The sequence below is a fragment of the Bacillus xiamenensis genome (assembly GCF_001857925.1).
Lineage (GTDB): Bacteria > Bacillota > Bacilli > Bacillales > Bacillaceae > Bacillus > Bacillus xiamenensis.
In genome coordinates this window covers 3344520-3367789 of record NZ_CP017786.1, presented here as the reverse complement: position 1 = coordinate 3367789, position 23270 = coordinate 3344520, and the positions used below count along the sequence as shown (strand labels likewise).

The window sequence follows — 23270 nt, the reverse complement described above, 5'->3', positions numbered from 1 at the left end:
TCATGTCACTTGTTTAATGAAGGTATTTGGCTCTTATTTGCGATCATTAATTTTATCATTGTTCTTCTATTTTATAAAGGATTTGGCAAGACAGGCCTTTTCGTCTGGATTGGCTTTGCGACGGTTGCCGCAAATTTACAAGTGGTCAAAACCGTTGAATTATTTGGTTTAACGGCGACACTTGGAAATATTTTATATGGCAGTGTGTTCTTTGCAACGGACGTTCTAAATGAAAAATATGGGCAAAGAGAAGCGAAGAAAGCTGTCTGGATTGGCTTTGCCACTCTTTTAACGTTAACAGTTGTCATGCAGGAGGCTTTGCTTTTCCATCCCGCTCCATCTGACATTTCACAATCATCATTAGAAACCATTTTTGGCTTTATGCCGAGAGTTGCCCTTGGCAGTCTTGCTGCTTATATCATCAGTCAAATGTTAGATGTTTATGTATATTCGTTTATTCGCCGGATATTTCCTTCAGACGGTGCGCTCTGGGTGCGAAACGCTGGAAGTACGATGATCAGCCAGCTGCTGGATACACTCGTTTTCACAACCATTGCTTTTCTTGGCACCTACCCATTTCATATCTGGATCGAAATTTTCATCACGACATACGTGATTAAGTTTATCGTAGCGGCGATTGCTACCCCATATGCGTATGCAGCAAAGAAAATGGTTCCGCTTGATGAAAGGGGGAAATAATGTGCCAGCAGAAATATACATTGATGGCGCCAGTGCAGGAAATCCAGGTCCGTCTGGCATCGGCATTTTCATTAAATATGATGGAAAGGCTGAGTCTTTCTCGATCCCTCTTGGAACAATGAGCAATCATGAAGCAGAATTTTCTGCGCTGATCGAAGGGATGAAAATTTGCGCTGAAAAAGGCCTGCGAACCGTTTCATTTCGCACAGATTCACAGGTAGTTGATCGTGCGGCCAATGCAGGGTTTGCTAAAAATCCAGCCTTCCGCCATTTTATTGAAGATATGTTGCAGCTTCAAACCGAGTTTGATTTATTTTTTATTAAGTGGATTCCAAGCAAGGAAAATCATGTAGCCGATCAGCTCGCTAGAAAAGCGATTCACCTTTCTAAAGGATGAATCGCTTTTCTTTTGGTTATGCTAATGTGTGAGGTGAATCGAATTGGATAAAGAGAACAAAGGCCGTGTCACAAACGGAACAACCCCACAAGGTGATGCGCAGACAAAAGATAAGCAGCCTCTATCTCAATTAGAAAATAAGGCGAAAAAAAGCAATACAAAGGGCTAAAATGAACTTTATTTTAGCCCTTTGCTTCTTTTCATCATAATAAAGAGTTCCTTGAAGTCTGAGAGATCAGCCTTAGCTGATTTCTAATTGACTTACACGGTGGACCATTGGTTCAATTCCTTTGATTTGGTGCAGGCGCAGCATGGCGGCTGCACGCTCTGGATTGATGTTCATTTTTGTTTCATCAATTGGACAGCTAAGTGGTACGTCACATTTAATCTCTGCGAGTATACGAGAAAGCTTCAGATCTTCTAAGCCTGCTTGCATTTTCTTTTGCTGCGCTGCCGTTAATTCCTCGATATTTTCTAACAGACGATCAATGGATTGATACGTTTGAATAAATTTCAATGCTGTTTTTTCTCCGATACCTTTTACACCGGGATAATTATCACTTGCATCACCCATTAAAGCTTTCATATCAATCAGCGCCTTTGGAGTGATGCCCATTTCCTCTTCAAATAAGGCTTTTGTAAATGGTTTATAATTCCCAATTCCTTTTTGCATCAGAGCCACTGTCACCTGTTCGTTCAAAATTTGCAGCAGATCTTTATCTCCAGTCAAAACGGTCACACGTGCTTCTTTTTGATAGAGTGCAGCGAGCGTACCGATACAATCATCTGCTTCAAAGCCCTTTAAACCAACGTTCATGATTCCAAGTTCTTCTGTCGCCTCTTTGGCTAAATCAAACTGCGGGATCAGCTCGACAGGCGCTTCTCCTCGATTGGCTTTATAATCTTGGAACAATTCATTTCGGTACGTCTGGCTTCCCATATCCCAGCAGCAAACAATATGTGTTGGCTCAAAGGTTTGGACAGCCGTTAATAAATGCTTCAAATAGCCACTAACTCCATTTGTCGGCACACCACGATCATTTATCATAAAGTTACGATGGACAGCCGTCGCATAAAACGACCTGAAAAGAAGTGCCATTCCATCTACAAGCAGTACGTGTTTATTCATTCGTATAAACTCCCTTTTTAAAAACAATACTCCTATTCTATCATAGAACATAGAAACGGACATAAAAAGGCGCCTTCTTCTTTTTGAAAAGAAGAGGCAGCCCAATTACTTTTGACCATATTGCATTTTTTTCGTCTCAGCTTCTGCGTAGGACGGCATATCTTTTTGTTTAGGCATGCGTTCTTCCTTCTGCTGTGCGTTTTGCTTTTTTGCCATCATCATTCCCCTTTCTGGTTCATTTGTTAAGATGACCAAAAAAGAGAAAGTTACTCTTTACTTCTGTTTACGCCCGGCGTACTCGCTTACCATATCTATCGTGACATGTTTTCGCAGTGGAACAATTCCACCTCGTGCAAGCTCATTCATTTTCGAAGTAATGGCATTGATCTCATCTGTTGTAAATGGTTCGTTTCGTTCACACTTTGCTACAGCAGTCTCAATTGCCTGCTCTCTTTTTTGCTCAAGTGCGAGAAAGGATTGAATATGGGCATGCTGTTTCTGTGAATGTGCAGAAATTTCTTCATGTACGCTCGTCATTGTGTATCAACTGCTTTCTTTTTTATCTAGTCTATCATGAATCATATCGTTTTCAACTGGTTCTTCCATTCAATTGTTTGTTTATATACTTGCTCAATTATGGCCTGCTTTTTCGCATCTGTCTTCAGGCTCGTCATAAACGTGCGTTTTTGCTCATTGAGCTGTTGAAGCGCGGCTTGTTCATACCTTTCAGTATAGGTCTTGACGATTTTGTCATATCTGCTAAGTAACTCTTCTTTTTCTTTATCTGCCCACAACGTTGTCAATTCAAGTAGAACATCTCGAACGGATTCAATAAACGCCGCCTTTCCATTCTGTTCAAAAAAGGCTTTTGCTGATTTTTGTTTCTTTAAGTGCGGCTCAAACGGCGTAAGCTCTGCTTCGACTTCGATTTGTTTCAGCTCGGCGTTTTTCTCCTCAGGTCGTGACAGACTGAGAGAAAAGTAAGGATCTTCAGCGCATGCAGCCTGCATCCCTTTCTCCCACTCCTCTTGGAAATATTGATGGATAAACGATTCCATTCGAATATCAAGCGCCTTGATCTCCTGGACAAATTCAAATTCATATTCCTTTAGAGCTTTCTCAAGTGCCTTTTTCAGCTGCTGACTGAAGTTTTCTTGAGATATGCCCGGATAAAAGGCTGTTTTTAACATATCATTCGCAAATAGTGATAGACGCTGTACAATGTGGTAAAGCTGTTCATGCACGTCTTTTTTTACGCTTTCTGTCACTAGCTTAGACCGTTTCACATCGTTCATTTTTTCAAGAATTGCTTCATATGATGTCTCTATGTTTTTCTTTTCGGCTTCTTTCTCATCTTCTGATTGATGCAAAGTCGCATGAAGCTTGTCAACTGTTGCACATAGTGTATTGGCTTCAAAATGCAAAAGCTCGATTGCATCTTTCGTTAATTCTTCCTCAATAAAATAATCGAGTTGTTTTCTAAGTTTTGCATATTGATTATAAGGTGACGGCTCTTTTCCTTCGATTTCTTCCTTACTAGACACATGATGCAGATTGGGATGCCGGATGCCTTCTTTTGTGAGCTCGTTTCGTACATAGTCAAACACCGTTTCAAGCTCTGCTTGATCCTTGGCCAAATCAGCTGCATTGATAATAAAGAACATTTTATCCATACTAAATGAATCTTTTACGAGTCCAAGCTTACGTAAAAATGATCGATCAGCCTTTGAGAAAGAATGCTGATAGTACGTTAAATATAGCAGGGCATCGGCGTCCTTCATATATTGGAAAGCTATTTCTGTATGACGCTTATTCATACTGCTCGCACCCGGGGTATCCACAATCGTCAGCCCTTTATCTGTCAAAGGTGTACTTAAATACACCGTTACTTCCTTCACTACACAAGAAACGGCTTCTTCTGCCACATACGGCTTTAATTCTTGAAGTGTGACATGTAATGGGGTTTGGTTGTCAATGTAATCATGAAACCGGGCATGTGCTTTTAGAAAATGTTCGACAATGATGCAGTGATCCTGTTCAAGCTGTCTTTTTTTCAGCACTCTTTCCAGTTTCGCTTTAAATGTATCCCCTTTTTCTTCTGTTATTGAAAATCCAAGAATCTGATCAAGCTCTTCTAGAATGTCCTGTTCTGTTTTGAACACCACTTTGACACTTTCATGAGGGTGATCCTCTGTAGGCCGTGTGAGCTTGTTAATCGTTGCCGTTGTTGGCGTAGGTGATGATGGTAACACTTTTCTCCCAACAAGTGCATTGGCAAAAGAAGATTTCCCCGAACTAAAAGCGCCAAATAATGCGAGGGTAAACTCTTTTGCCTGAAGCCTTTCTGTTCGTTTTTCAAAGGATTGTCTTTGTGACTGGATAGCGTCTAAAGGCGATAAAATATGAGAAAGCTGTTTAAATTGCTCAATCGACTGTGCTGTCGTCACATGCTGTGACTGACGTATTTGATCACGATCTGTCCGTTCATCATCTTGACTGCTCTCTTTAGCATGAGATGGCGCTTGATTCTGCTTTAGCTGGTCATGCTGCATCCATTGCTTTTTCACATAAAACCAGTCGTCTTGAATATGCTCATCTGTCCCATTTTGCCAAATGTCCCATATAGATTGAATGTCCTGTCTTATTTGTTCATTTTTTTCGTTAAACGCCTCAAGCATCTGAAGCTCTTGCTTTGCTTTCTCCCATTTGTCTTGCTGCTTCCCCTGTTCATTCATCAGCTGGTCTTTCAATGCCTCGACCATTTGTTCGATCAATGGCATGGCTTTTTGTTTTGCCTGTCTTTTTAAGGCTTCACCAGCATCTTTCGCATATTGAAGAACGTATTCGTTAGAGAAAGTCGCACCAGGATGAATCACCTTTTCAAGCAGGGATTCTTCAACAGGTGTTTCAAATGCCATCGCTTGGTTTAATAACTCTTCACCAAGCTGATGCTGTTTTATTTCTGTTTTGAGCAGCTCGGCAATGTGCCAGTCCACTTCCGCTTTCATTCTCTTTTTGACATCTGCTAAGAAGTCGCTCGCCCGTTTTTGTTTCTCCTGCTCGGTTTTATTTTTAGTAAAGAGCAAACCTACTTTAAAGCCAGGTACTTTCGATTCGATATAATCACTTGCAAGCTCCCTCATCTTAAATGGGGTGAGGTTGGCATTTTTTAAAATGTTCTCTACTTCAGAAGACACTTCATCTTCTACCTGTTTTGCGCCCTTTTCGATAAATCGGCTTTTTGCTTCTAATTCTTTGACTTCATTCCTTTTTTCGTGAAGCTGCGTATCAAGGTCCTCTTCGTTCAGTTCTTCTTTTAGCGATTCAATGTGTTCTTTTAATACATGTTCTATTTTCTGCTCTGTATAGGCTCGAAGTGATGCTTTAGGTAAAGTTTGTAATTCTTGAAGTTTCTCCACTAAGCGAATCATTTCGTTTCTTGGGTGCGCCTCATCGGTCACAGATGTAAAATACAAATGCTCTTCCTCTATGCCTTCTTTTAAAAGCATCTCAACGACTTGCTTTTTGTAGTCTTCAAAAGTTGTCTCTTGTTCATTGTGCCGATCCACTTGATTGACGATGAAATAAAGATTTGGCACTTTCTCTTTAATTGAGCGAATGAAGCGAATGTTCTCTTCAGAATGAACATGGTTATAGTGAACGACATAAAAAAGAGCATCTGCTTGATGAAGAATAGACGCAGCAGATAAAAAGTGCGCATGATCCGTTGAATCTATACCTGGCGTATCAATGAGCGCCACCTTTTCTTCAAGTCCCTTATAATTACCGCTGATTTCCACCATTTCAATCTGTTCCCCATCTTTACAAAAACGCTGCACCGCATCTTTATCATAAGAACCGCTCATTTTTGCAAAACGGCCGTCAGAGGTATGAAGCTTCACTTCGCTGACCCCTTTTCTCACAACGACCAAGTTTGCACTTGTTGGAATTGGACTCGTTGGCAGGATATGATCATGAAGAAGAAAATTCACAAGTGATGACTTACCAGCAGAATAGTGACCGGTAAATGCGATATACACTTCTTCTTCAGCTTCCTTTTTCATAATCGATGCAAGTTTGGCTGCGCGCTCATGATCATCCCTTTTAAGGAGACACTCATATAGTACACCTGTAGTTTGAACGAGCGAATCTCGAATAGACAAGTCTTTCATGACGATAAACCCCTTTGTTTTTAGAAAAGTCAGTTATGTATGTGATACCATTTTACACAAAATGAAGAGATTTTTCTTCTGATCTGAGGAAATAAAAAAAATCTGCTGCCCGATCAGTCATCATTGACTGCAATCAGGAAGCAGATTTTTTTGAAACACCTTTTAATACAAAGCCAATTAATAGGCTGTATACACAAACCGTACCGAGTAAGAAAATCATTGTCATGTGATCACCGTCCATCCTTCATGATTGAGAATGCTTATCATTAATGAAAGTGTAGCACAATTGATAATGATTTTCAATATTAATTTAGTAAATACTGATTCAGTGCTTTTTCTTCTGTTTGAATTCTCACCATCATCATCCATCCATTTAAACACGTAAACAAAATGGCAGTAATATACGCATTAAATAGCAGCGGAATAAACATCAGTTCAATCGCCACCACCATATAGTTAGGGTGCTTTAACCATCGATACGGCCCCTTTTTGACAATCGTCGCATTTGGAACCACTAAAATCTTTGTGTTCCAGTACGTCCCAAGAGACCATAACGCCCAATATCGAATCACTTGTACAGCCAGCAAGAAGGCGAGCAGCAAAAGGAAAAAACGAGACGGGTCACGATGAAACAGCCATGTCTCTCCAATGAGCGAGAGAAAAAAGGCCGCATGCATGGCGACCATATAAGGATAATGACCAGCACCAAATTCAATCGCACCTATCGCTTTCACTTTCTTCTCATTTCTTTTAGCAACGAGCATTTCAATCAGGCGCTGACAAATGAAGAAACCAATCACTAGCCAGAAGGTCATGACGAGACCTCCTCCCATTTCATGAGTAATAACTCAGAGGAAAAGCCTGGACCAAGCGCTCCGCATAGTCCCACCGCTCCCGCTTCAACTTCCTGATGCTCAAGAAAATGCTTCAGCACATACAAAACGGTGGCAGAGGACATATTCCCATGATGTTTCAGTACTGCTTTTGAAGAAAACAGCCGATCCTCTTGTAAAGATAGACTTTCAAGATAGGCATCAATTACTTTTTTTCCTCCAGGGTGAGCAAGAAAAACGGATAAATCCTCTGTTGAATACCCTTGCTGATGTAAAAATTGATCCACTTGCTCTTTTAACCAGCCAGAAATGATGGACGGAATGTCACGTGAGAAGATGACCCGAAACCCGTCACTTGTAAAATCCCAGCCCATGACATCCTCGGAATCTTTCATGGTCACGGACTGTGTGCCAAGCACTCTAGGTACTGCGTTTAACTGTGCATACTCAGATATAGCTGTTTCTCCAGCTAATAGTACTGCCGCAGTCCCGTCTCCGAACAACGAGGTCCCGATTAAATTGCTCTTTGATTGATCTTGCGGCTGAAACGTTAAACTGCAAAGCTCACAGGCCACAACTAGTACCTTCGCTTCTGGATACGCGCGTATGTATTCATACGCTCTAGATAAGCCTGAAGCTCCACCTCCGCAACCCAATCACCAAATCGGCACTCGTTTCGTATAAGGAGAAAATGGGAGAACATTCATCAGCTTTGCATCAAGACTTGGCGTTGATAATCCAGTGCTGGAGATGAAAAACAAAGCATCGACCTCTTCATAGGGAAGCGGTTTTTTAAGGAACGCCGTCTCATGAAGACAGTGAAAGACAGCTTCTTTCGCATGCTCCAAAGCCTTTTCCAAATAGAGATGATTTTTCTCTTCAAACGAGTGGTGTTCTTGGTACCATTCAATGGGCTTCACAAACTGCCTGCTCTCTATTTCGCCATTTTGAAAAGCTTTTAATAACCGATCAATATCTTTAAACGATCGTTTAAATTGAGACCTTGCAAATTGAGCAGCTGCTTGCTGATCCACATGATGTTTTGGCAGACTTGTTCCAACTGAAAGAATGTACGCCATCGGCTTCACCTCTTTTTTCGGTTAATATCCCCAATCAAAAAAAGGATATACATGCCAAATCGTCACAATTCAGTCAAAATATTTTCCTCCGTCTAACTTTTTGTCTTGACGACAATTGATAAATATTGGATAATATAGGTGAAAACATGATGTAGTTTTCCTCCTTCACAGGTTCGTTCCAAGCCAAGCGAACCTGCTTTTTTTGTGCAAAAAACACCTCTCAGGTGAGAGGTGTCAGATTGTTGACAAAGGGCTAAAATGATCTTTATTTTAGTCCTTTGTCTTCTTTTCAGCGTGATAGAAAACCTTTGCAGTCTAGGAAGGACGAGTACCGGCGCGGAGCGAATTTAAGATTCGTGAGCACCGGCACGCAGGACTGACAAAGAATGCGAGGGTTTGTCTACACGCTAACACCTCTCAGGTGAGAGGTGTTTACACAACAGATTGTTTAGGTTCTTCCACATGGTCCTTTTCTGTTTCCTTTTTCAGTGGAATCATGTGATAAATGATATGAAGCAAAATGGCGGTAAAGCTCCCTGCCACAATGCCGTTACTTGTTAATAATTTAATCGATTCTGGAAGATGCTCAAACATTTGCGGCACAACGGTTACACCTAGCCCGATGCCAACTGAGCATGCGACAATGAGCAAGTTTTCCTGTTTGGCAAAATCGACACGCGAGAGCATTTTAATCCCGTATGCAATGACCATTCCAAACATTGCGACCATCGCACCGCCAAGAACGGACTTTGGAATGATCGTTGTGAATGCAGCGATTTTAGGAAAAAGGCCAAATAACATTAATAATACCCCTGTCACCACAATGACCTGATTTTTCTTCACACCAGTTAACTGGATCAATCCAACGTTTTGGGAGTAGGCTGTGTATGGGAAGGCATTGAAGATTCCGCCTAGTAACACAGCAATCCCCTCTGCACGATAGCCCTTTGCTAAATCCTTCTCCTTTAATGAGCGATTCGTTAAATCGCCCAGTGCAAAATAAACACCCGTTGATTCGACTAAGGACACAATCGCAACTAAAGTCATCGTCATAATTGGCGCAAATTCAAAGGTAGGCATTCCAAAGTAAAAAGGCTCAATGATGCGGAAGACTTGTGCATTCGCCACTTCTGCCGTCTCTACCTTTCCTAAAAGAGCAGCAACGGCTGTCCCAAGTAGAATGCCGATTAAGATGGCAATGGCTTTCATGAACCCCTTTGTAAATCGATAGAGAAGGACAATCATAAACAACACAAGAAAAGCGAGTCCTAAATTTTCAAACGAACCATAATCTGCACTTCCTTCTCCGCCTGCCATATTGTTCATGGCTACCGGAATAAGGGTAATTCCAATGATCGTGACGACTGAACCTGTGACAACAGGCGGGAAGAATTTCACAAGCTTCCCAAAGAAAAATGAAAGGGCAATGACCATACACCCTGCGGCGATTATACTTCCATATATAGACGAAATTCCATATTTAGAGCCAATCGCAATCATAGGAGATACCGCAGTAAATGTACAGCCTAGTACAACAGGCAAACCGATGCCAAAGAAACGGTTTTTCCATACTTGGAGCAGTGTGGCCGCACCACACATGAAAATATCCGCCGAAATTAAGTAAGTGAGCTGTGCAGGCGAGAGCCCTAGCGCATCTCCAACAATGAGCGGTACAAGAACCGCACCTGCATACATGGCCAGCACATGCTGAATTCCTAGCGAAAGCGTTTTGACTTTTTTTGCAGCACTCATGATTGTACCTCCCGTACAAACGTGACTTTTCCTTCCTCGAGTGATTCAATACGTGCGAGCGACTCGACTCTGTAGCCCATTTGCACAAGTTCATTTCTTCCAGGCTGGAATGACTTCTCGATGACAATCCCAAATCCAGCGACTTTCGCCTTTGCTTGCTTTGCAATTGTAGCAAGTCCCTTAGCAGCTTCACCGTTTGCTAAAAAGTCGTCGATGATTAACACACAATCATTTTCACTAAGATGCGTATTCGAAACAGCGATCGTACTTTCTACTTTTTTCGTAAATGAGTACACACTAGCTGTCAGCAAATTATCCGTTAATGTCAGCGATTGGCGTTTCCGGGCAAACACAACGGGTACATGAAGGGCAAGTCCAGCCATGACGGCAGGTGCGATACCAGAAGATTCGATCGTGATAATTTTAGTAATACCATCGTGCTGATATAATCTAGCAAACTCTTGACCGATCTCATGCATTAACACAGGATCAATTTGATGATTTAAAAAAGCATCTACCTTTAACACTTGATTTGACAGAACGATTCCTTCGTTCTCGATTTTTTGACGTAACAATTCCATCATATTTCCCCCTAGCATATTGGCAACTTTCAATTTTTTGCATAAAAAAAGCATTGCTGTCCATTAAGGAGCAAGCAATGCGAAAACGATCCACGGGATCTTCAGCTGATACAAAAGCTGTTTCATTTTGCTCACTCATAGTCGGACGGTATCGGTGTCCGGTAGAAACTTGCGTGCCATCATCACGCGATTATATGAGTGGTTCATAGTGTTCAAATTATAACAAGATTTCAGACACTTGGAAAGCACTTTTCTAGAAAAATACCGAACTTAAATAATCATTATGCTCCAAACGTTCGTTTTTAGAATATTCAACCATCAAAAAAGCACCCTTCTAATCAAAGGGTGCCTCAGATTGTTGACAAAGGGCTAAAATGACCTTTATTTTAGCCCTTTGTCTTCTTTTCAGCGTGAATTGAAAACCTTTGCAGTCTAGGAAGGACGAGTACTGGCGCGGAGCGAATTTGACATTCGTGAGCACCAGCACGCAGGACTGACACCGAATGCGAGGGTTTGTCTACACGCTGAAGCACCCTTCTGATCAAAGGGTGCCTTTCATTTATGATAAATACAGTTTCGTGTACTTATCCGTTAAATAATCAATTAAGTATTGAACATTTAATTCTTCACCAGTTGCATCTTGAATGATTTCAGATGGTTTTTTCCGTTTTCCATGCTTGTGGACATGTTCAGTTAGCCATTCTTTTATTGGTGCAAAAGACCCGTTTTGAATCAGTTCATCAAAATTCGGTAAATCTTTGATCATTTGCTGCTTTAATTGCGCTGCATACATATAACCAAGTGCGTATGAAGGGAAATAACCAAAGCTTCCATCAGACCAGTGAACATCCTGCAAGATGCCAAGTGCATCGTTAGGCGGCGTAATCCCGAGATATGCTTTATACTTTTCATTCCAAAGTGCAGGCAGGTCCTCAACAGCCACTTCTTCATTAAAAATGGCTTTTTCAATTTCATAGCGAATAATAATGTGTAGCGGATACGTGAGTTCATCTGCTTCAATTCGAATGTAAGTCGGCTTCGATTCATTTACAGCATGCACAAATTCTTCTAACGAGACATCTTTAAATTGTTCAGGAGAGGCCTCTTGCAGTTTTTGATAATACGTTTTCCAGAAATCTTCATGTCTTCCGATAAAGTTCTCAAAGAAAAGAGACTGTGATTCATGAATGCCCATTGACGTCCCATCACATAAGAGCGTTCCGCTCAGTGCCTCATCAATGTTTTGCTCATAGATGGCATGACCGCATTCATGAATCGTGCCAAAGATCGCCATTCGAAAATCGTGCTCATCATAGCGCGTCGTCACACGTACATCCCCTCTGCTTAATGTCACAGCAAACGGATGAACCGTTGTATCAAGACGCCCTGCGTCAAAGTCATACCCTAACTCTTTTAAGAAAAAGAGGCTTAGCTCTTTTTGCTTGTCGATTGGGAAGCTTTTCGATAAAAATGAAGTATCCGGTTTGTTTGGAGAGGCTTCAATTTTTTTGACGAGAGGAACGATAGCGTCACGAAGTGCGCCAAATTTTTGATCGAGCTGTTCAACGGTCATATCGGGCTCATAGTTATTGAGCAGTACATCATATGGCGTTTTTTTCACGCCCCAATACTGAATGAAACGCTTGTTAAAATCAATGAGCTGTTTTAAGTATGGTGCAAAGAGTGAAAAATCTGATTTCTCCCTTGCTTCTACCCAGACATGCTCTGCTTTCGATTGAAGAATGGAGTATTCTTTAAATTCTTCTTTAGGAATTTTGCTGTTTTCATCATATTCTTTTTGCGCTAATTCGAGTGCCTTCTGTGTATCTGTTGACAGCTCTTCTTTCTGTTTATTTAGTACATCAAGAAGATCTCTCATTTCATCAGAAGTCTTCATATTAAAGATATCACTTGATAATTGACCGATGGTTTCTGCTCTGAAATCAGCGCTTTTTTTTGGCGCCTGTGTTCGAGAGTCCCAATAAAGCAAATGAAGCGCCTCTGTATAGTGGGCGATTTTTCCTAGTAATTGATAAAACGCTTTCTCTTTTGATTCAAGACTCATGCGTTCGTTCCCCCAATCAATAAATATGTATGTACGTTTCAAGGCTACTAAAATCAATGTTCTTTTGTCAATGAAAAAGGAGGATACACTGCTCGTATCCTCCTCTTGTCCATTCGTTTTTTATGACGTGATGACCGGCTTTACTGGAAGAACGGATTCAATTTTACTTTGCAGTTCGGTATCTTCCTTACTGCCAAAGTAAATATGAATGCTTCCAGCATCCTTGCTTGTCCGAATCAGTCTCCCAATCCCTTGACGTAATCGAAGCAGCATATACGGAAGGTCTACTTCAGTAAATGCATTCTCTGCTTCATTCCGTTTCGCTTCAAATACTGGGTCATGCGGCGGATATGGAAGTCCCCAAATGACGACATTCGTTAGAGACTGCCCCGGGATATCCAATCCTTCCCACAGATGAACGGAACATAACACAGACGTCTCATCTGCTTGGAATTTTTGCACAATGGTGCTGATCTCCTCGTCTCCTTCAAAGTACACATGGAAAGGCAGCGATTCGTTTGAAGCGTCGAGCTGCTTTCTAAACACATGAAGCTCTTCAAATGAAGGGAATAAGATGAGAGATCGCCCGCCATTTTCTTTCAGTTGAGCCATCACTTGCTGCCCTTTTTCACCTGGCTCTAAGATTGGGTGCTGAATGCCGTGAAAATAAATTTGCATTTGCTCCTCGTAATCATACGGCGAAGCCACGCTCATGGATAAGTAATCTTTGATCCCAAGGCTTTCAGCTAAATAATCAAATGATTGGTTTTCAGACAATGTAGCAGAAGAGAAAATGTAAGGAATTTTTTGCGAGAATACCTTTTCACCAAGTACCTCTGCAACGGTCTTTGGCATCACGACAAATGTCGTATCTAGTTCCTGCTTCTCAAGCCAGCTAATCGCTTCTTTTTGATAGAGTGACAGGGAATACGCCATCTGTTCAATGTACTCCTCCACAACAGACAATTCGTATTGATCAATTGTATACATCTCTGATTCAAATACGAGTGCTTCTCCGATCTTTTCAAGTAAATCACATAATTCACTTGCTGAACGCTTTACCTCTTCCACGCGCCCGATTTCAAGGCGATGTGAGCCTTTGATTTCTTTGGCATGTGTTTTTAAGAGATAAAAGAACTCATCGTTTGTTGCAAGTGCATCTTCAACGAGCTCTGCAAATTCTTCGCGAATATCATTTTGCAAAAGACGCTCCAAAAATGTCTCAAGCGTTGATTGTTTCACTCGGTATGTTAAGGCTTTTTGTGCTGCAAACTCAAGAAGGTGTCCTTCATCAAATACAACAGAACTATGTTCAGGAAGCAGCGGAAGCTGTCCTTCACGTTTGCGGGATTCCTTTGTCCATACATGCTCCATGTAAAAATCATGAGAACAAATGATCAGATCTGTTGCTTTTCGGTAATGGTCTCTTGATAAATTCAAGCCGCAGCGGTGCCGCATGTCGCATGTCAAGCAGTCCTGAAAAGAGTCATAGCCAACTCTGGACCACTCATCATTTGTTAATTCTGGGTACTCTTTTCGATCACCATACGGATAAAAAGTCTGCATCCCATGAGATTCATGAACAAATGAAGGAAGCGATTCATAAATATCGAGCCACTTCTCATCATCTTCACGCTGCATCGTTTTCTCTAGTTTTTTCAAGCATAAATATTGATCATGCGATTTACTTAATCTCGCATCTATTTGAATATCAAGGTGATTGGCAATTTTATAGATATCACCTTCTTGTTTAACCAGCTGTTCAATTAGCGTTTCATCTGCACATGCAATAATCGCAGGTTTCCCTGTATATCTTGCATATGTGACCGCAAATAAGAGATAGACGATTGTTTTGCCTGTACCTACCCCAGCTTCGGCAAACATCACACTTTTTTCTTTAAAGGCTCTTTCTAACTGAAAAGCCATGAATATTTGTTCATCTCGAAGATCAAAGCCCTTTTCTGGCAAAATGTCATAAAACACATCACCAATCCAGTTGCCCAGTTCTTCGTAAAAATTGTGTTCTTTTGATAATGAAAAAGGCAAACGAGATGCTGTCACCTGCTTCAACCCCCAACTTTTGAATCATTCAGACATTCAATAGTAACACTTATGCTGGGGAATGACAATCTTTTTTTATGAGCGCAGGCGATACTGATAACTTTCCTTCATTAAAAATGAGTGCTCTGAACGTTCTATGTAAGCCTGAGCTAACGCTAAGTCTTCTATGGCTGCCGTAAGCTGAGCAGATTGTCCCGTTTCAAGCCCTTCTATTTCTTGAGCCGTCGAAGCGAGTGCTTTTTGGATTAACTGAAATTGATCATAATGAATCATGGAGACACCTCTTTTTTTAAAATCAAGTTCAGTTTATTCCGTCCTGTGAGGACTTATACCTTTTCGGCACAAAAAAATCACACCCATAAAAGGATGCGACTTGATTTATGCTTCAGTTGTTTGTTTTCTAGGCGGGCGTTTTCCCCAGTATTGATAGTAGTCTGTTTTAATAAATCCATTAAACAGTTTTCTCTTTTTCGTCGCTTTTCTTCCGAAGCACTCTTCGAACTTTTCGTGTGATGTTAAGATATAAATGGACCAAGTGTCTAGGTTTTTAAATGCTTCCCCCATCCCTTGATACATTTTTTCCACAGCTGGTTTATCACTGAGACGTTCTCCGTACGGTGGATTTCCGACAATCACACCATATTCTTCTTTTGTTTGGAAGTCTTTCACCTGCATTTGTTTAAACTGGATCAATTCACTTAGTCCAGCTTCTTCTGCATTTAACTTTGCAATGTCTACCATGCGATGATCAATATCGCTTGCAATAATGTGAAGCGGCTGATCATAGTTCGCCTTTTCTTCCACTTCAAGACGCGCTTTGTTCCAGACATCCTCACCGATCCACTCCCATGATTCGGATGCAAATTCCCGGTTAAATCCAGGGGCAATGTTTTGTCCAATCATGGCAGCTTCAATGGCAATGGTTCCTGATCCGCAAAATGGATCCACAAATGGACGGTCAGGTGTCCAGTTCGTTAATAACACGAGCGCGGCAGCAAGGGTTTCTTTAATTGGCGCACCGCCTTGATCCGCACGGTATCCGCGCTTATGAAGACCCACACCAGACGTATCGAGAGTGAGTAATGCTTTATCTTTTAAAAGCGCGACTTCAATTTTATATTCAGGGCCGGTCTCTTCAAGCCATTCAGACTGAATGTTGTAAGATGATCTCAGTTTTTGCGCGATCGCCTTTTTGACGATGCGCTGACAATCAGGCACACTGGCAAGCTGTGATTTGACAGATTTACCGATGACAGGGAACGTGCTATTTTTCGGTAAAAAAGCGGCCCAGTCAATAGCTTTCGTCTGCTCAAAAAGCTCATCAAATGTTTTGGCCGAAAATTCAGCAACTTGGACCTTAATTCGGTCTGCTGTACGCAGCCAAAGGTTTGCACGGCAAATGGCAAGGGCATCTCCTTGGAAAATAACTTTCCCATTATCTACTGTGCACTCATAGCCAAGATCTCTTACTTCTTTTGCAACAATCGCTTCTATTCCCATTGGCGCTGTTGCGATGAGTGTATAGGTTTTCACTTTTTATCACCTGTTTTCTCGTCCTTTTATGTATTCAAGATAAAAGCTCTCCATATGTAGAAATAGGAGAGCTTTGTTTTCATCATGTTTATCATAACGGATATAACGTTCTGTAAGCCATGTTTTGTTCCATCGTACTGCAAACGGCAAAAGCCTCGTACTCAGGTGGTAATCATCTATCTACAGAATTCTCTGTCCTTCTCTCCGTTTGGTTCCTTTGAGAAAGTTCCCCTACCAAGTTTGGGTTTCTCGCTCGAGGGGTTTACCGCGTTCCACTCTCACCATTTCTAGTGAGACTTCGTCACTGTGGCACTTTCAAGGATACTTTGCCATATCCTAAAAGGACGTAGGCATTTTTCCTGCCGTCAGCCTTTCCCAGGCTGCCCTGGCTTATTTTTTCGCCAGGCACGAACACTACGGGCATCTCAGCACCGTGCGAGCATGGACTTTCCTCTGCAATGCCTAAAAGCATTACAGCGATTACCCGAACGTTAATCACCATGCGTTATTATAAACGACAATGTCATCTGACACAAGCTTTTTCAGCAGGACTCAATCATAAAGTTTGCTGCCGAAAACGTGTTTCTCAAGGTTAGATAGTCTTTTTAAAATATCAAAGTTTGTTGTATTGGACTGTGCAGGCTGTCTTTTCCCTTGTTCAACGGCTTCTTCAAGCTGTTTCTTCAAGTGAAGGTTTTCTTGTTGAAGCTTTTCGATTTCTTGATGGAATGTCTCATAGTCTTTAATGACCATATCTAAAAATTTATCGACTTCTTCTTGTTTATACCCTCTGACACCTGTTTTAAATTCTTTTTCTAAAATTTCTTTCGCAGAAAGCTTTACTTTATCAGCAAGCATCTTTTTCACCTCATATCGTGAATTCATAGTATATTTTTTCAGAAATACGTGACGTTGTCAAATTTTCTCTTGCTTTTCATCAAAAAACGGATCTTCTGCCTCAACCTGTGCTCTTAAATCATCCATTGTAATATACATAATTGGGTAATCGGTATAGGTTTGCGCTTCTTTGATCATATACTTTGGCGAGCCTTCATGCTCGGGATCATATAAGGCGAGAAGACCATCTGTTTTTTCAATAAAAAAGCGGTTCTTTTGTTTAAATTGTGCCGGACTTTCGTATGGTCTATGCGTGACACTTTCTACAAAATCAGCTTGTGCAAGAATCCCTTCATACAGCTCTTTATTTTGTTCGTTCCAGCGCTCTTCCTGTTCATAAAATGGCGTAATGACAGCAAGCTTTAACGCTGGATACTCCTCTTGAAGCGCAAACACGACTTCGGCTGCCCAAATTTCTGCACCTAACTGACCTGAAATAAGAACCCATTCCAGTCCGTCTTCAATGAGTGCTGTCAGCCTTTTCTGAAGCTCCGCTTTTATGTATTGAAGCGCGGGCTCGTCTTGTTTGAATATCCCAAGCTCGAATGGCTTGTACCCTGTGACAGCAATAATTTTCATTTTTTCACCTGCTTTTAAAAAAAGGGACTTATAAAAGTCCCATTTCACTTTATCTGTTACAGCAAGGTCCACCGCAGTTAAAGTGTTGATGTGTTGCCGGGTCCACCTGAGAAAACGTATGCGGGAAGTAGTGAACATGTTGGAAATTTTGGTGGTGTACATTTGTCACATGCTGCGGATGGATATGCGGCACAATTGTTGTTGACTCACTGTGTGTACAGCAGTGATTCGTTGGATGAACAATTGGCTGTGTAACATTTGGCTTGCAATGATGATGATGGTACATGTAGCATTCCCCTCTCCTTGAATTCCTTACATTAACAATGTATGAATCAAGAGGTGTACATGTACTAATGCATTAACCTATTTTAAAAATTTGCAAGAAAAACATCTTTATAGTTTGAAAACACGAAAGCGACCAAAATGACAACAAGAAAAAACAAGTAAAAAAGACCCTTATACATGCTCTACGCTCCTCATTCAATATCTAACGTTATTTTACAGGATTCGTGACTTTTCTACAATAAAAGTGCTAAACAATTTTTATTTTCGTCCGAGAGCCGAACGTTGTCATTTCTTGCGCTTTCCCAGGCAATAATTTCATTGCCCAGCTTTTCTTAAGAGCCGCTTTTTTCGTTTTTCAAGTGCTTCAATGTCCCGTTCGCTTAAAGACGATAAAGATAATAATGATTCAGTGATTGAAAGGGCTGCGCTTGCATCTTTTTGGCCGTGTTCTTCATGCTTTGCAAGCTCTACACCCGCTTTTAACGCTACATGAACATCATTTGATTCAAAAAGACGCCTCCATATGCGAACCGCTTCATCCCATTGGTTCAACCGCTTGTATTGTAAGGATAGATCATAAGCCGCATGATTCTCATGTTCAAATTCAGTTCCCGTTAATTCTTGTAAATGTTTCGTCGCTTCTTTTATATCACGGTGCGCAAGATGCCATCTAGCTAGTGCGTATTTCTCATCGCTTTCCTTCACGGCATCTTTGGATAATATTTTTTTTGACAGGTGAATGTAGAGACTGATTAACGAGAGGACATCTAGTTCATTATGAGTCAAAATCCCTTCAATCAACTTCGGGTTTTGTTCCTTTAAAAAATGAAAATAGATCATTGGCGCCAGGAACCCTGGTGTGTCCCCCTCCCGATTGACGTGCAGCTCCTCCTTTTCTACAACGGAAAGAGCCATCCGCTCATATTTATGTTTCCACAATCTTCTGGAGCCATGCAAAAGATCAAAATGGCCAAATTCAGGTAGGGCAGGTATTTGATCACGTAATAACGTATGTCTCGTTTTCACCTGAGGCCAGTCGAATGACTTTCCATTATATGTCACAAGCGATTCTACATCGACTTCGCTGAGGAAGCTTTTATAGAGAGCTGCTTCATTTCCTGGACTAGTGAGCAGATGCTGTTTGACGACAACCTTGTCTTGATAGACCCTCGCATGCCCTAGCAAAAAAATCATGTTTCCCGTCCCGCCAGATAATCCTGTTGTTTCTGTATCGAAGAAAAATAGCTCGTGAGGCTTGTAACCTTTTGCAGAAAGAGAATGCTGCATTTCACTTTCATTCCATGCGTTCACCATGTTCGGGAGTTCTGCGAATGAATATTGTCCATGCTGATGATGCAGTGGATAAGTGACTTCTCGAATGAGGCAAAAAGAGTTCTCAAAGTAGTAAGGTGCTGCACCTAATTGCTCCCACCCTTTTAAAAATGGGATGTTTTCAGCTGTCACAGTTTGTGCTGTTCCTTCTTTAACCGCCTCACGCTTTTCATCTGGCTGATTGTGCGAAAGGTGCTTTTTCATTCTGTTTAATTTCCCTTTTAAAGACATGATCAGGTGTCCTCCTTTCCGTTAAAATACAGACATCAATTGAATGATACTGCTTTTTCCATCGATCTCTTTCATTTCCATGCCAATACAGGATGGACAGCCATTCTCGCAGCTACAGCGCTCAATCAGCTGAGCGGCCGCACGGGCAATCTCACCAAAACGAGCTTGGACTTCTTTGCTTAAACCAATTCCGCCAGGGTAACGGTCATATAAAAACACTGTCGGTTTCCCGGTATGCGCTGCCTTTATTTGAGAAATGACATGAATGTCAGAGCGGTCACACATGACAAATGCAGGGACAATATGCTGAAGAACATTGGCAATACCGAGCAAAAGCTGTTCAAGTGTTTTTTCTTCAAAATTCCGCTCTGCTTCATGTAACTCAAACCAAGCAGCACTCGTATGAATTTCTTCTTCAGGCAAGTGAATCGGGCCGGACCCGATATTTTCCCCCGTTGACAATCGAATTTTTTTAAAAATGGTCGGCATTGCGTTTACGGTTACATCACCGTAGTGAACAGATACCGCTTCCTTCTCCGTTGTCTCATCAATTTCAAGCACCTTAAGCTGTACCGCTAAATTCGCATCTGTATAGTATTCAACATCTACTTGTTTGACATAAGCTTTCAGATGCTCATAATCAAGCTTTTCCACTTGATACTGAACCCCTTCATGTAAATAAATGGCTTCATCATGAAGTAACGTCATTGCACTGAATCGATCCATTTCCCCAATAATTCGAACGTTCGCTACATCGGATTGATCGACAATGACAACATTCTCTTGGCTCGCAGACCGCAGACTGATGCCATGAGCTGGGAACGATTGATCTGACCAATAATAACGGTTTCCGCTAAAATGAAGAACCCCTTCTTCATGTAAGTATTGCAAGATTTCTTCTACATCCATATCGCCAAACTGTTCATCTTCTCGAAATGGAAGTTCATAGGACGCACATTTGAGATGATCGACTAAAATAATGAGGTTCTCAGGATTGATCCTTGCCGATTCAGGCGGTCTGTTAAAGAAATATTCAGGATGTCTGACAATATATTGATCAAGCGGTGAAGAGCTGGCGACCATGATAATAAGCGCTTCCTCATGACGCCTTCCAGCTCGCCCTGCCTGCTGCCACGTGCTTGCTACACTGCCAGGATACCCCGTCATGATGCATACTTTTAGCTGGCCAATATCCACCCCTAATTCTAGTGCGTTCGTACTGACGACTCCTAATATGTCTCCTTCTCTTAATCCTTTTTCAATCATGCGCCGCTCTTTTGGCAAATACCCCCCGCGATAACCACGAATCGATTTTGGACCTATTTCTTTTTTTACTAGCTCTTGAATATGACTTAAAATCACTTCAACTCTCACTCTGCTTCTAGCAAAAACGATCGTTTGGATTTTTTCTTTTAAAAAGGTTTTAGCCAGCTGATTGACGACAGTGGCTGCACTTTGTCTAATATTTAATGGCTGATTGACAACTGGCGGGTTGTAAAAGACAAAGTTCTTTTTACCGCTAGGCGCTCCGTTTCGTTCAATCAGATGCATCTTGCTTCCAGTCAGCTGCTCTGCAAGCTCCTTTGGATTTGCAATGGTCGCAGATGTACAAATAAAGATCGGGTCACTTCCGTAAAATGCACAAATGCGTTTTAGCCTGCGAATGACATTGGCGACATGACTGCCAAATACACCTCGATATGTATGAAGCTCATCAATGACAATATACTTCAAATTCTCAAATAAGCTGACCCATTTCGTATGGTGAGGCAAAATGGCTGAATGCAGCATATCCGGATTTGTGATCACAATATGTCCTGCTTGTCTGACGCGCTGGCGAATCGCCGGGGAGGTGTCCCCGTCATAGGTTTCACTATGAATTGGAACATCCATCTCATGAATGATTTCGTTTAATTCACTTTTTTGATCTTGCGCGAGCGCTTTTGTTGGGAATAAATAAAGGGAGCGACTTGTCTGATCTTCTGCGATCGACTGAAGGACAGGCAGATTGTAGCAAAGCGTTTTACCTGAAGCTGTAGGTGTCACAGTCACCACATGCTCACCATTCATTACACGTTCAAAGGCTTCCTTTTGATGAATATAGAGTTCGCTCACGCCTCGTTTCTCAAGCGCCTTTTTGAGCCTGTCATTTACTCTTTCAGGAACTGGAGATGTCTTTGCAGGCTTCGCTTCAATTTCATGCCAATGCTCGACCTGTTCGTCTTTTTTTAAGTCTTCTATGAGTTCGTTCATTGTTTTCTTTTTCATATGGCATCACCTCTCATTCTAGTGTACCGAATATTTGTTTGCATGACTAGGCGGCAATTTTTTGATGCGCCGCCTGTGAGCAAATATTTTGAAGTGGTGTAACAGTATCTATTACACTTCTATAGTGAAATGATTTTACGAAGGAAGAAGTTGATCAGATTGAAAAAAGAATTTAAGCCTTTATTTGAACCTTTTACATTCCCGGGGGGTGCTTCTATTGATGGCCGGCTAGTGGTTGCACCAATGACACACTTCGGTTCTCATGAGGATGGCACGATCTCAAAGGAAGAAATTGATTTCATTACAGCTAGATCAAAGGAAATGGGCATGGTCATCACAGCATGCGCAAACGTGACGCCAGATGGTAAGGCGTTTGAAGGACAGCCTTCCATTGCAAGAGATGAAGATATACCTGGCCTTAAGAAGTTAGCTTCTGCGATCCAAGCGAAAGGAACAAAAGCAATCATTCAAATTCATCACGGCGGCTCTCAAGCTCTCCCTCATTTGGTTCCAAACGGTGATGTCGTTGCACCAAGTGATGTGTTCAAAGATGGCAAACAGGTTGCACGCGCTTTAAAAGAAGAAGAAATTATCCATATTATCGACTCATTTAAAGAAGCAGCAAGAAGAGCGATCCAAGCAGGCTTTGATGGTGTGGAAATCCACGGAGCAAACGGGTATTTATTACAGCAATTCTACTCCCCGCATAGCAATCAGCGCACAGATCAATGGGGCGGAAGTGAAGAAAAGCGTCTCGCATTTCCAATTGCGGTTGTAGACGCAGTCAAAGAAGCGATCAAGGAGCATGTGACAAAACCATTTATCTTTGGCTATCGTCTATCCCCTGAGGAACCAGAAACACCTGGTTTAACCATGACAGAAACATTCACGTTAGTTGATGTACTCAAGACGAAAAGCCTTGATTACTTGCATATTTCGTTAATGGAGATTGACGCTAAGGCAAGACGCGGTGCTGATACTAGTAAGACGCGCATGGAGCTATTAAAAGAGCGCTGCGGCGATACCCTTCCGCTTATCGGCGTCGGCAGCGTCATTACAGCTGAGGATGCACTGAATGCGTACAATCAAGGAATTCCGCTCATCGCTGTCGCAAGAGAACTGATTGTTGATCCAGATTGGGCACTGAAGATTAAAGAAGGTCGAGAAAGTGAGATCGAAACTGTTATGAAACGCAGTCAAAAAGACAAATATTTGATTCCAGAGAGATTGTGGACGATCATGGAAGCAAACAAAGGCTGGCTTCCGATGGAGGATTAACTTCCTCAAAAAAACTACCCTATCACGGGGACTGACCCCATCAGATGAGACAAATAAAAAACACCTTCAAGTTTGAAAATGGATCGTTGTGATCCGAAA

At 41.6% G+C, this 23270-nt stretch carries 20 protein-coding genes, 1 other RNA gene, 1 pseudogene and 1 riboswitch; of the genes and pseudogenes, 4 read left to right on the top strand and 18 right to left on the bottom strand.

The genetic code is table 11. The annotated features are described in order from the left end of the window. The first annotated feature begins 9 nt into the window (after positions 1–9). From BK049_RS17260 to BK049_RS17250, 3 genes are read left to right on the top strand one after another with little or no spacing between them, the layout of a single operon-like run. A complete protein-coding gene (locus BK049_RS17260; protein ID WP_008358099.1) occupies positions 10–699 on the top strand; it encodes a queuosine precursor transporter in 690 nt (229 codons plus the stop codon). Position 700: 1 nt separating this feature from the next. Next, positions 701–1096: a reverse transcriptase-like protein gene (locus BK049_RS17255; protein WP_071169034.1), complete on the top strand. Its 396-nt coding sequence runs from the start codon at positions 701–703 to the stop codon at positions 1094–1096. Between the two features lie 43 nt (positions 1097–1139). After that, entirely contained in the window at positions 1140–1265 is a 126-nt protein-coding gene (locus BK049_RS17250; RefSeq protein WP_008358095.1) for a hypothetical protein, read from the top strand. 72 nt (positions 1266–1337) lie between these two features. Here the strand turns inward: BK049_RS17250 and BK049_RS17245 are convergent, their stop codons facing one another. From BK049_RS17245 to BK049_RS17170, 18 genes and pseudogenes are all read right to left on the bottom strand, one after another. Beyond that, positions 1338–2225: a 5'-3' exonuclease gene (locus BK049_RS17245; RefSeq protein ID WP_008358093.1), complete on the bottom strand. Its 888-nt coding sequence runs from the start codon at positions 2223–2225 to the stop codon at positions 1338–1340. 273 nt (positions 2226–2498) lie between these two features. Next, positions 2499–2762, bottom strand: coding sequence for a YpbS family protein (locus BK049_RS17240; protein WP_008358090.1), 264 nt, complete (start codon positions 2760–2762; stop codon positions 2499–2501). A gap of 41 nt (positions 2763–2803) precedes the next feature. Continuing rightward, positions 2804–6397: a dynamin GTPase gene (dynA, locus tag BK049_RS17235; protein WP_071169033.1), complete on the bottom strand. Its 3594-nt coding sequence runs from the start codon at positions 6395–6397 to the stop codon at positions 2804–2806. A 133-nt stretch (positions 6398–6530) separates the two neighbouring features. Further along, positions 6531–6617 (bottom strand): Fur-regulated basic protein FbpC, encoded by an 87-nt coding sequence (locus BK049_RS19410; RefSeq protein ID WP_223251174.1) that lies wholly within the window; start codon positions 6615–6617, stop codon positions 6531–6533. 85 nt (positions 6618–6702) lie between these two features. Beyond that, positions 6703–7212 (bottom strand): isoprenylcysteine carboxyl methyltransferase family protein, encoded by a 510-nt coding sequence (locus tag BK049_RS17230; RefSeq protein WP_071169032.1) that lies wholly within the window; start codon positions 7210–7212, stop codon positions 6703–6705. Further along, positions 7209–8309, bottom strand: a pseudogene (locus BK049_RS17225) (type III polyketide synthase). The gene BK049_RS17230 and the pseudogene BK049_RS17225 overlap by 4 nt, the downstream one beginning before the upstream one ends. A 432-nt stretch (positions 8310–8741) precedes the next feature. Further along, positions 8742–10061 carry a xanthine permease PbuX gene (gene pbuX, locus BK049_RS17220; RefSeq protein ID WP_071169031.1) on the bottom strand — a complete coding sequence of 440 codons (1320 nt, stop codon included), beginning with the start codon at positions 10059–10061 and terminating at the stop codon, positions 8742–8744. Next, positions 10058–10642 (bottom strand): xanthine phosphoribosyltransferase, encoded by a 585-nt coding sequence (xpt, locus tag BK049_RS17215; protein ID WP_008358079.1) that lies wholly within the window; start codon positions 10640–10642, stop codon positions 10058–10060. Before xpt ends, pbuX begins: the two co-directional genes overlap by 4 nt. A 118-nt stretch (positions 10643–10760) precedes the next feature. Continuing rightward, positions 10761–10860, bottom strand: a riboswitch (purine riboswitch). 341 nt (positions 10861–11201) lie between these two features. Next, positions 11202–12707 (bottom strand): carboxypeptidase M32, encoded by a 1506-nt coding sequence (locus BK049_RS17210; protein WP_008356846.1) that lies wholly within the window; start codon positions 12705–12707, stop codon positions 11202–11204. Between the two features lie 120 nt (positions 12708–12827). Beyond that, positions 12828–14768 carry an ATP-dependent DNA helicase gene (locus tag BK049_RS17205; RefSeq protein ID WP_071169030.1) on the bottom strand — a complete coding sequence of 647 codons (1941 nt, stop codon included), beginning with the start codon at positions 14766–14768 and terminating at the stop codon, positions 12828–12830. A 75-nt stretch (positions 14769–14843) separates the two neighbouring features. Further along, entirely contained in the window at positions 14844–15041 is a 198-nt protein-coding gene (locus BK049_RS17200; protein ID WP_071169029.1) for a hypothetical protein, read from the bottom strand. A gap of 105 nt (positions 15042–15146) precedes the next feature. Further along, positions 15147–16301 (bottom strand): THUMP domain-containing class I SAM-dependent RNA methyltransferase, encoded by a 1155-nt coding sequence (locus BK049_RS17195; RefSeq protein WP_008356840.1) that lies wholly within the window; start codon positions 16299–16301, stop codon positions 15147–15149. A gap of 108 nt (positions 16302–16409) precedes the next feature. Then, positions 16410–16793: RNase P RNA component class B (rnpB, locus tag BK049_RS17190), an RNA gene on the bottom strand. A gap of 60 nt (positions 16794–16853) precedes the next feature. After that, complete coding sequence (gene gpsB, locus BK049_RS17185; protein ID WP_071169028.1) at positions 16854–17159, bottom strand: cell division regulator GpsB; 306 nt, start codon at positions 17157–17159, stop codon at positions 16854–16856. 57 nt (positions 17160–17216) lie between these two features. Continuing rightward, the gene (locus tag BK049_RS17180; protein WP_206760273.1) at positions 17217–17777 is read right to left on the bottom strand and encodes an SLOG family protein; all 561 of its coding nucleotides are present in this window, start codon (positions 17775–17777) and stop codon (positions 17217–17219) included. Between the two features lie 49 nt (positions 17778–17826). Next, the gene (gene cotD, locus BK049_RS19155; protein WP_008356833.1) at positions 17827–18063 is read right to left on the bottom strand and encodes a spore coat protein CotD; all 237 of its coding nucleotides are present in this window, start codon (positions 18061–18063) and stop codon (positions 17827–17829) included. A 314-nt stretch (positions 18064–18377) separates the two neighbouring features. Beyond that, positions 18378–19625, bottom strand: a complete 1248-nt coding sequence (locus BK049_RS17175) for a ribonuclease H-like domain-containing protein (RefSeq protein ID WP_071169027.1) — start codon at positions 19623–19625, stop codon at positions 18378–18380. 21 nt (positions 19626–19646) lie between these two features. Further along, the gene (locus tag BK049_RS17170; RefSeq protein WP_071169026.1) at positions 19647–21893 is read right to left on the bottom strand and encodes a DEAD/DEAH box helicase; all 2247 of its coding nucleotides are present in this window, start codon (positions 21891–21893) and stop codon (positions 19647–19649) included. 159 nt (positions 21894–22052) lie between these two features. On the opposite strand from BK049_RS17170, the gene BK049_RS17165 reads away from it, so the two are divergent. Continuing rightward, positions 22053–23171: an NADH-dependent flavin oxidoreductase gene (locus BK049_RS17165; protein ID WP_244887357.1), complete on the top strand. Its 1119-nt coding sequence runs from the start codon at positions 22053–22055 to the stop codon at positions 23169–23171. Positions 23172–23270 lie beyond the last annotated feature (99 nt).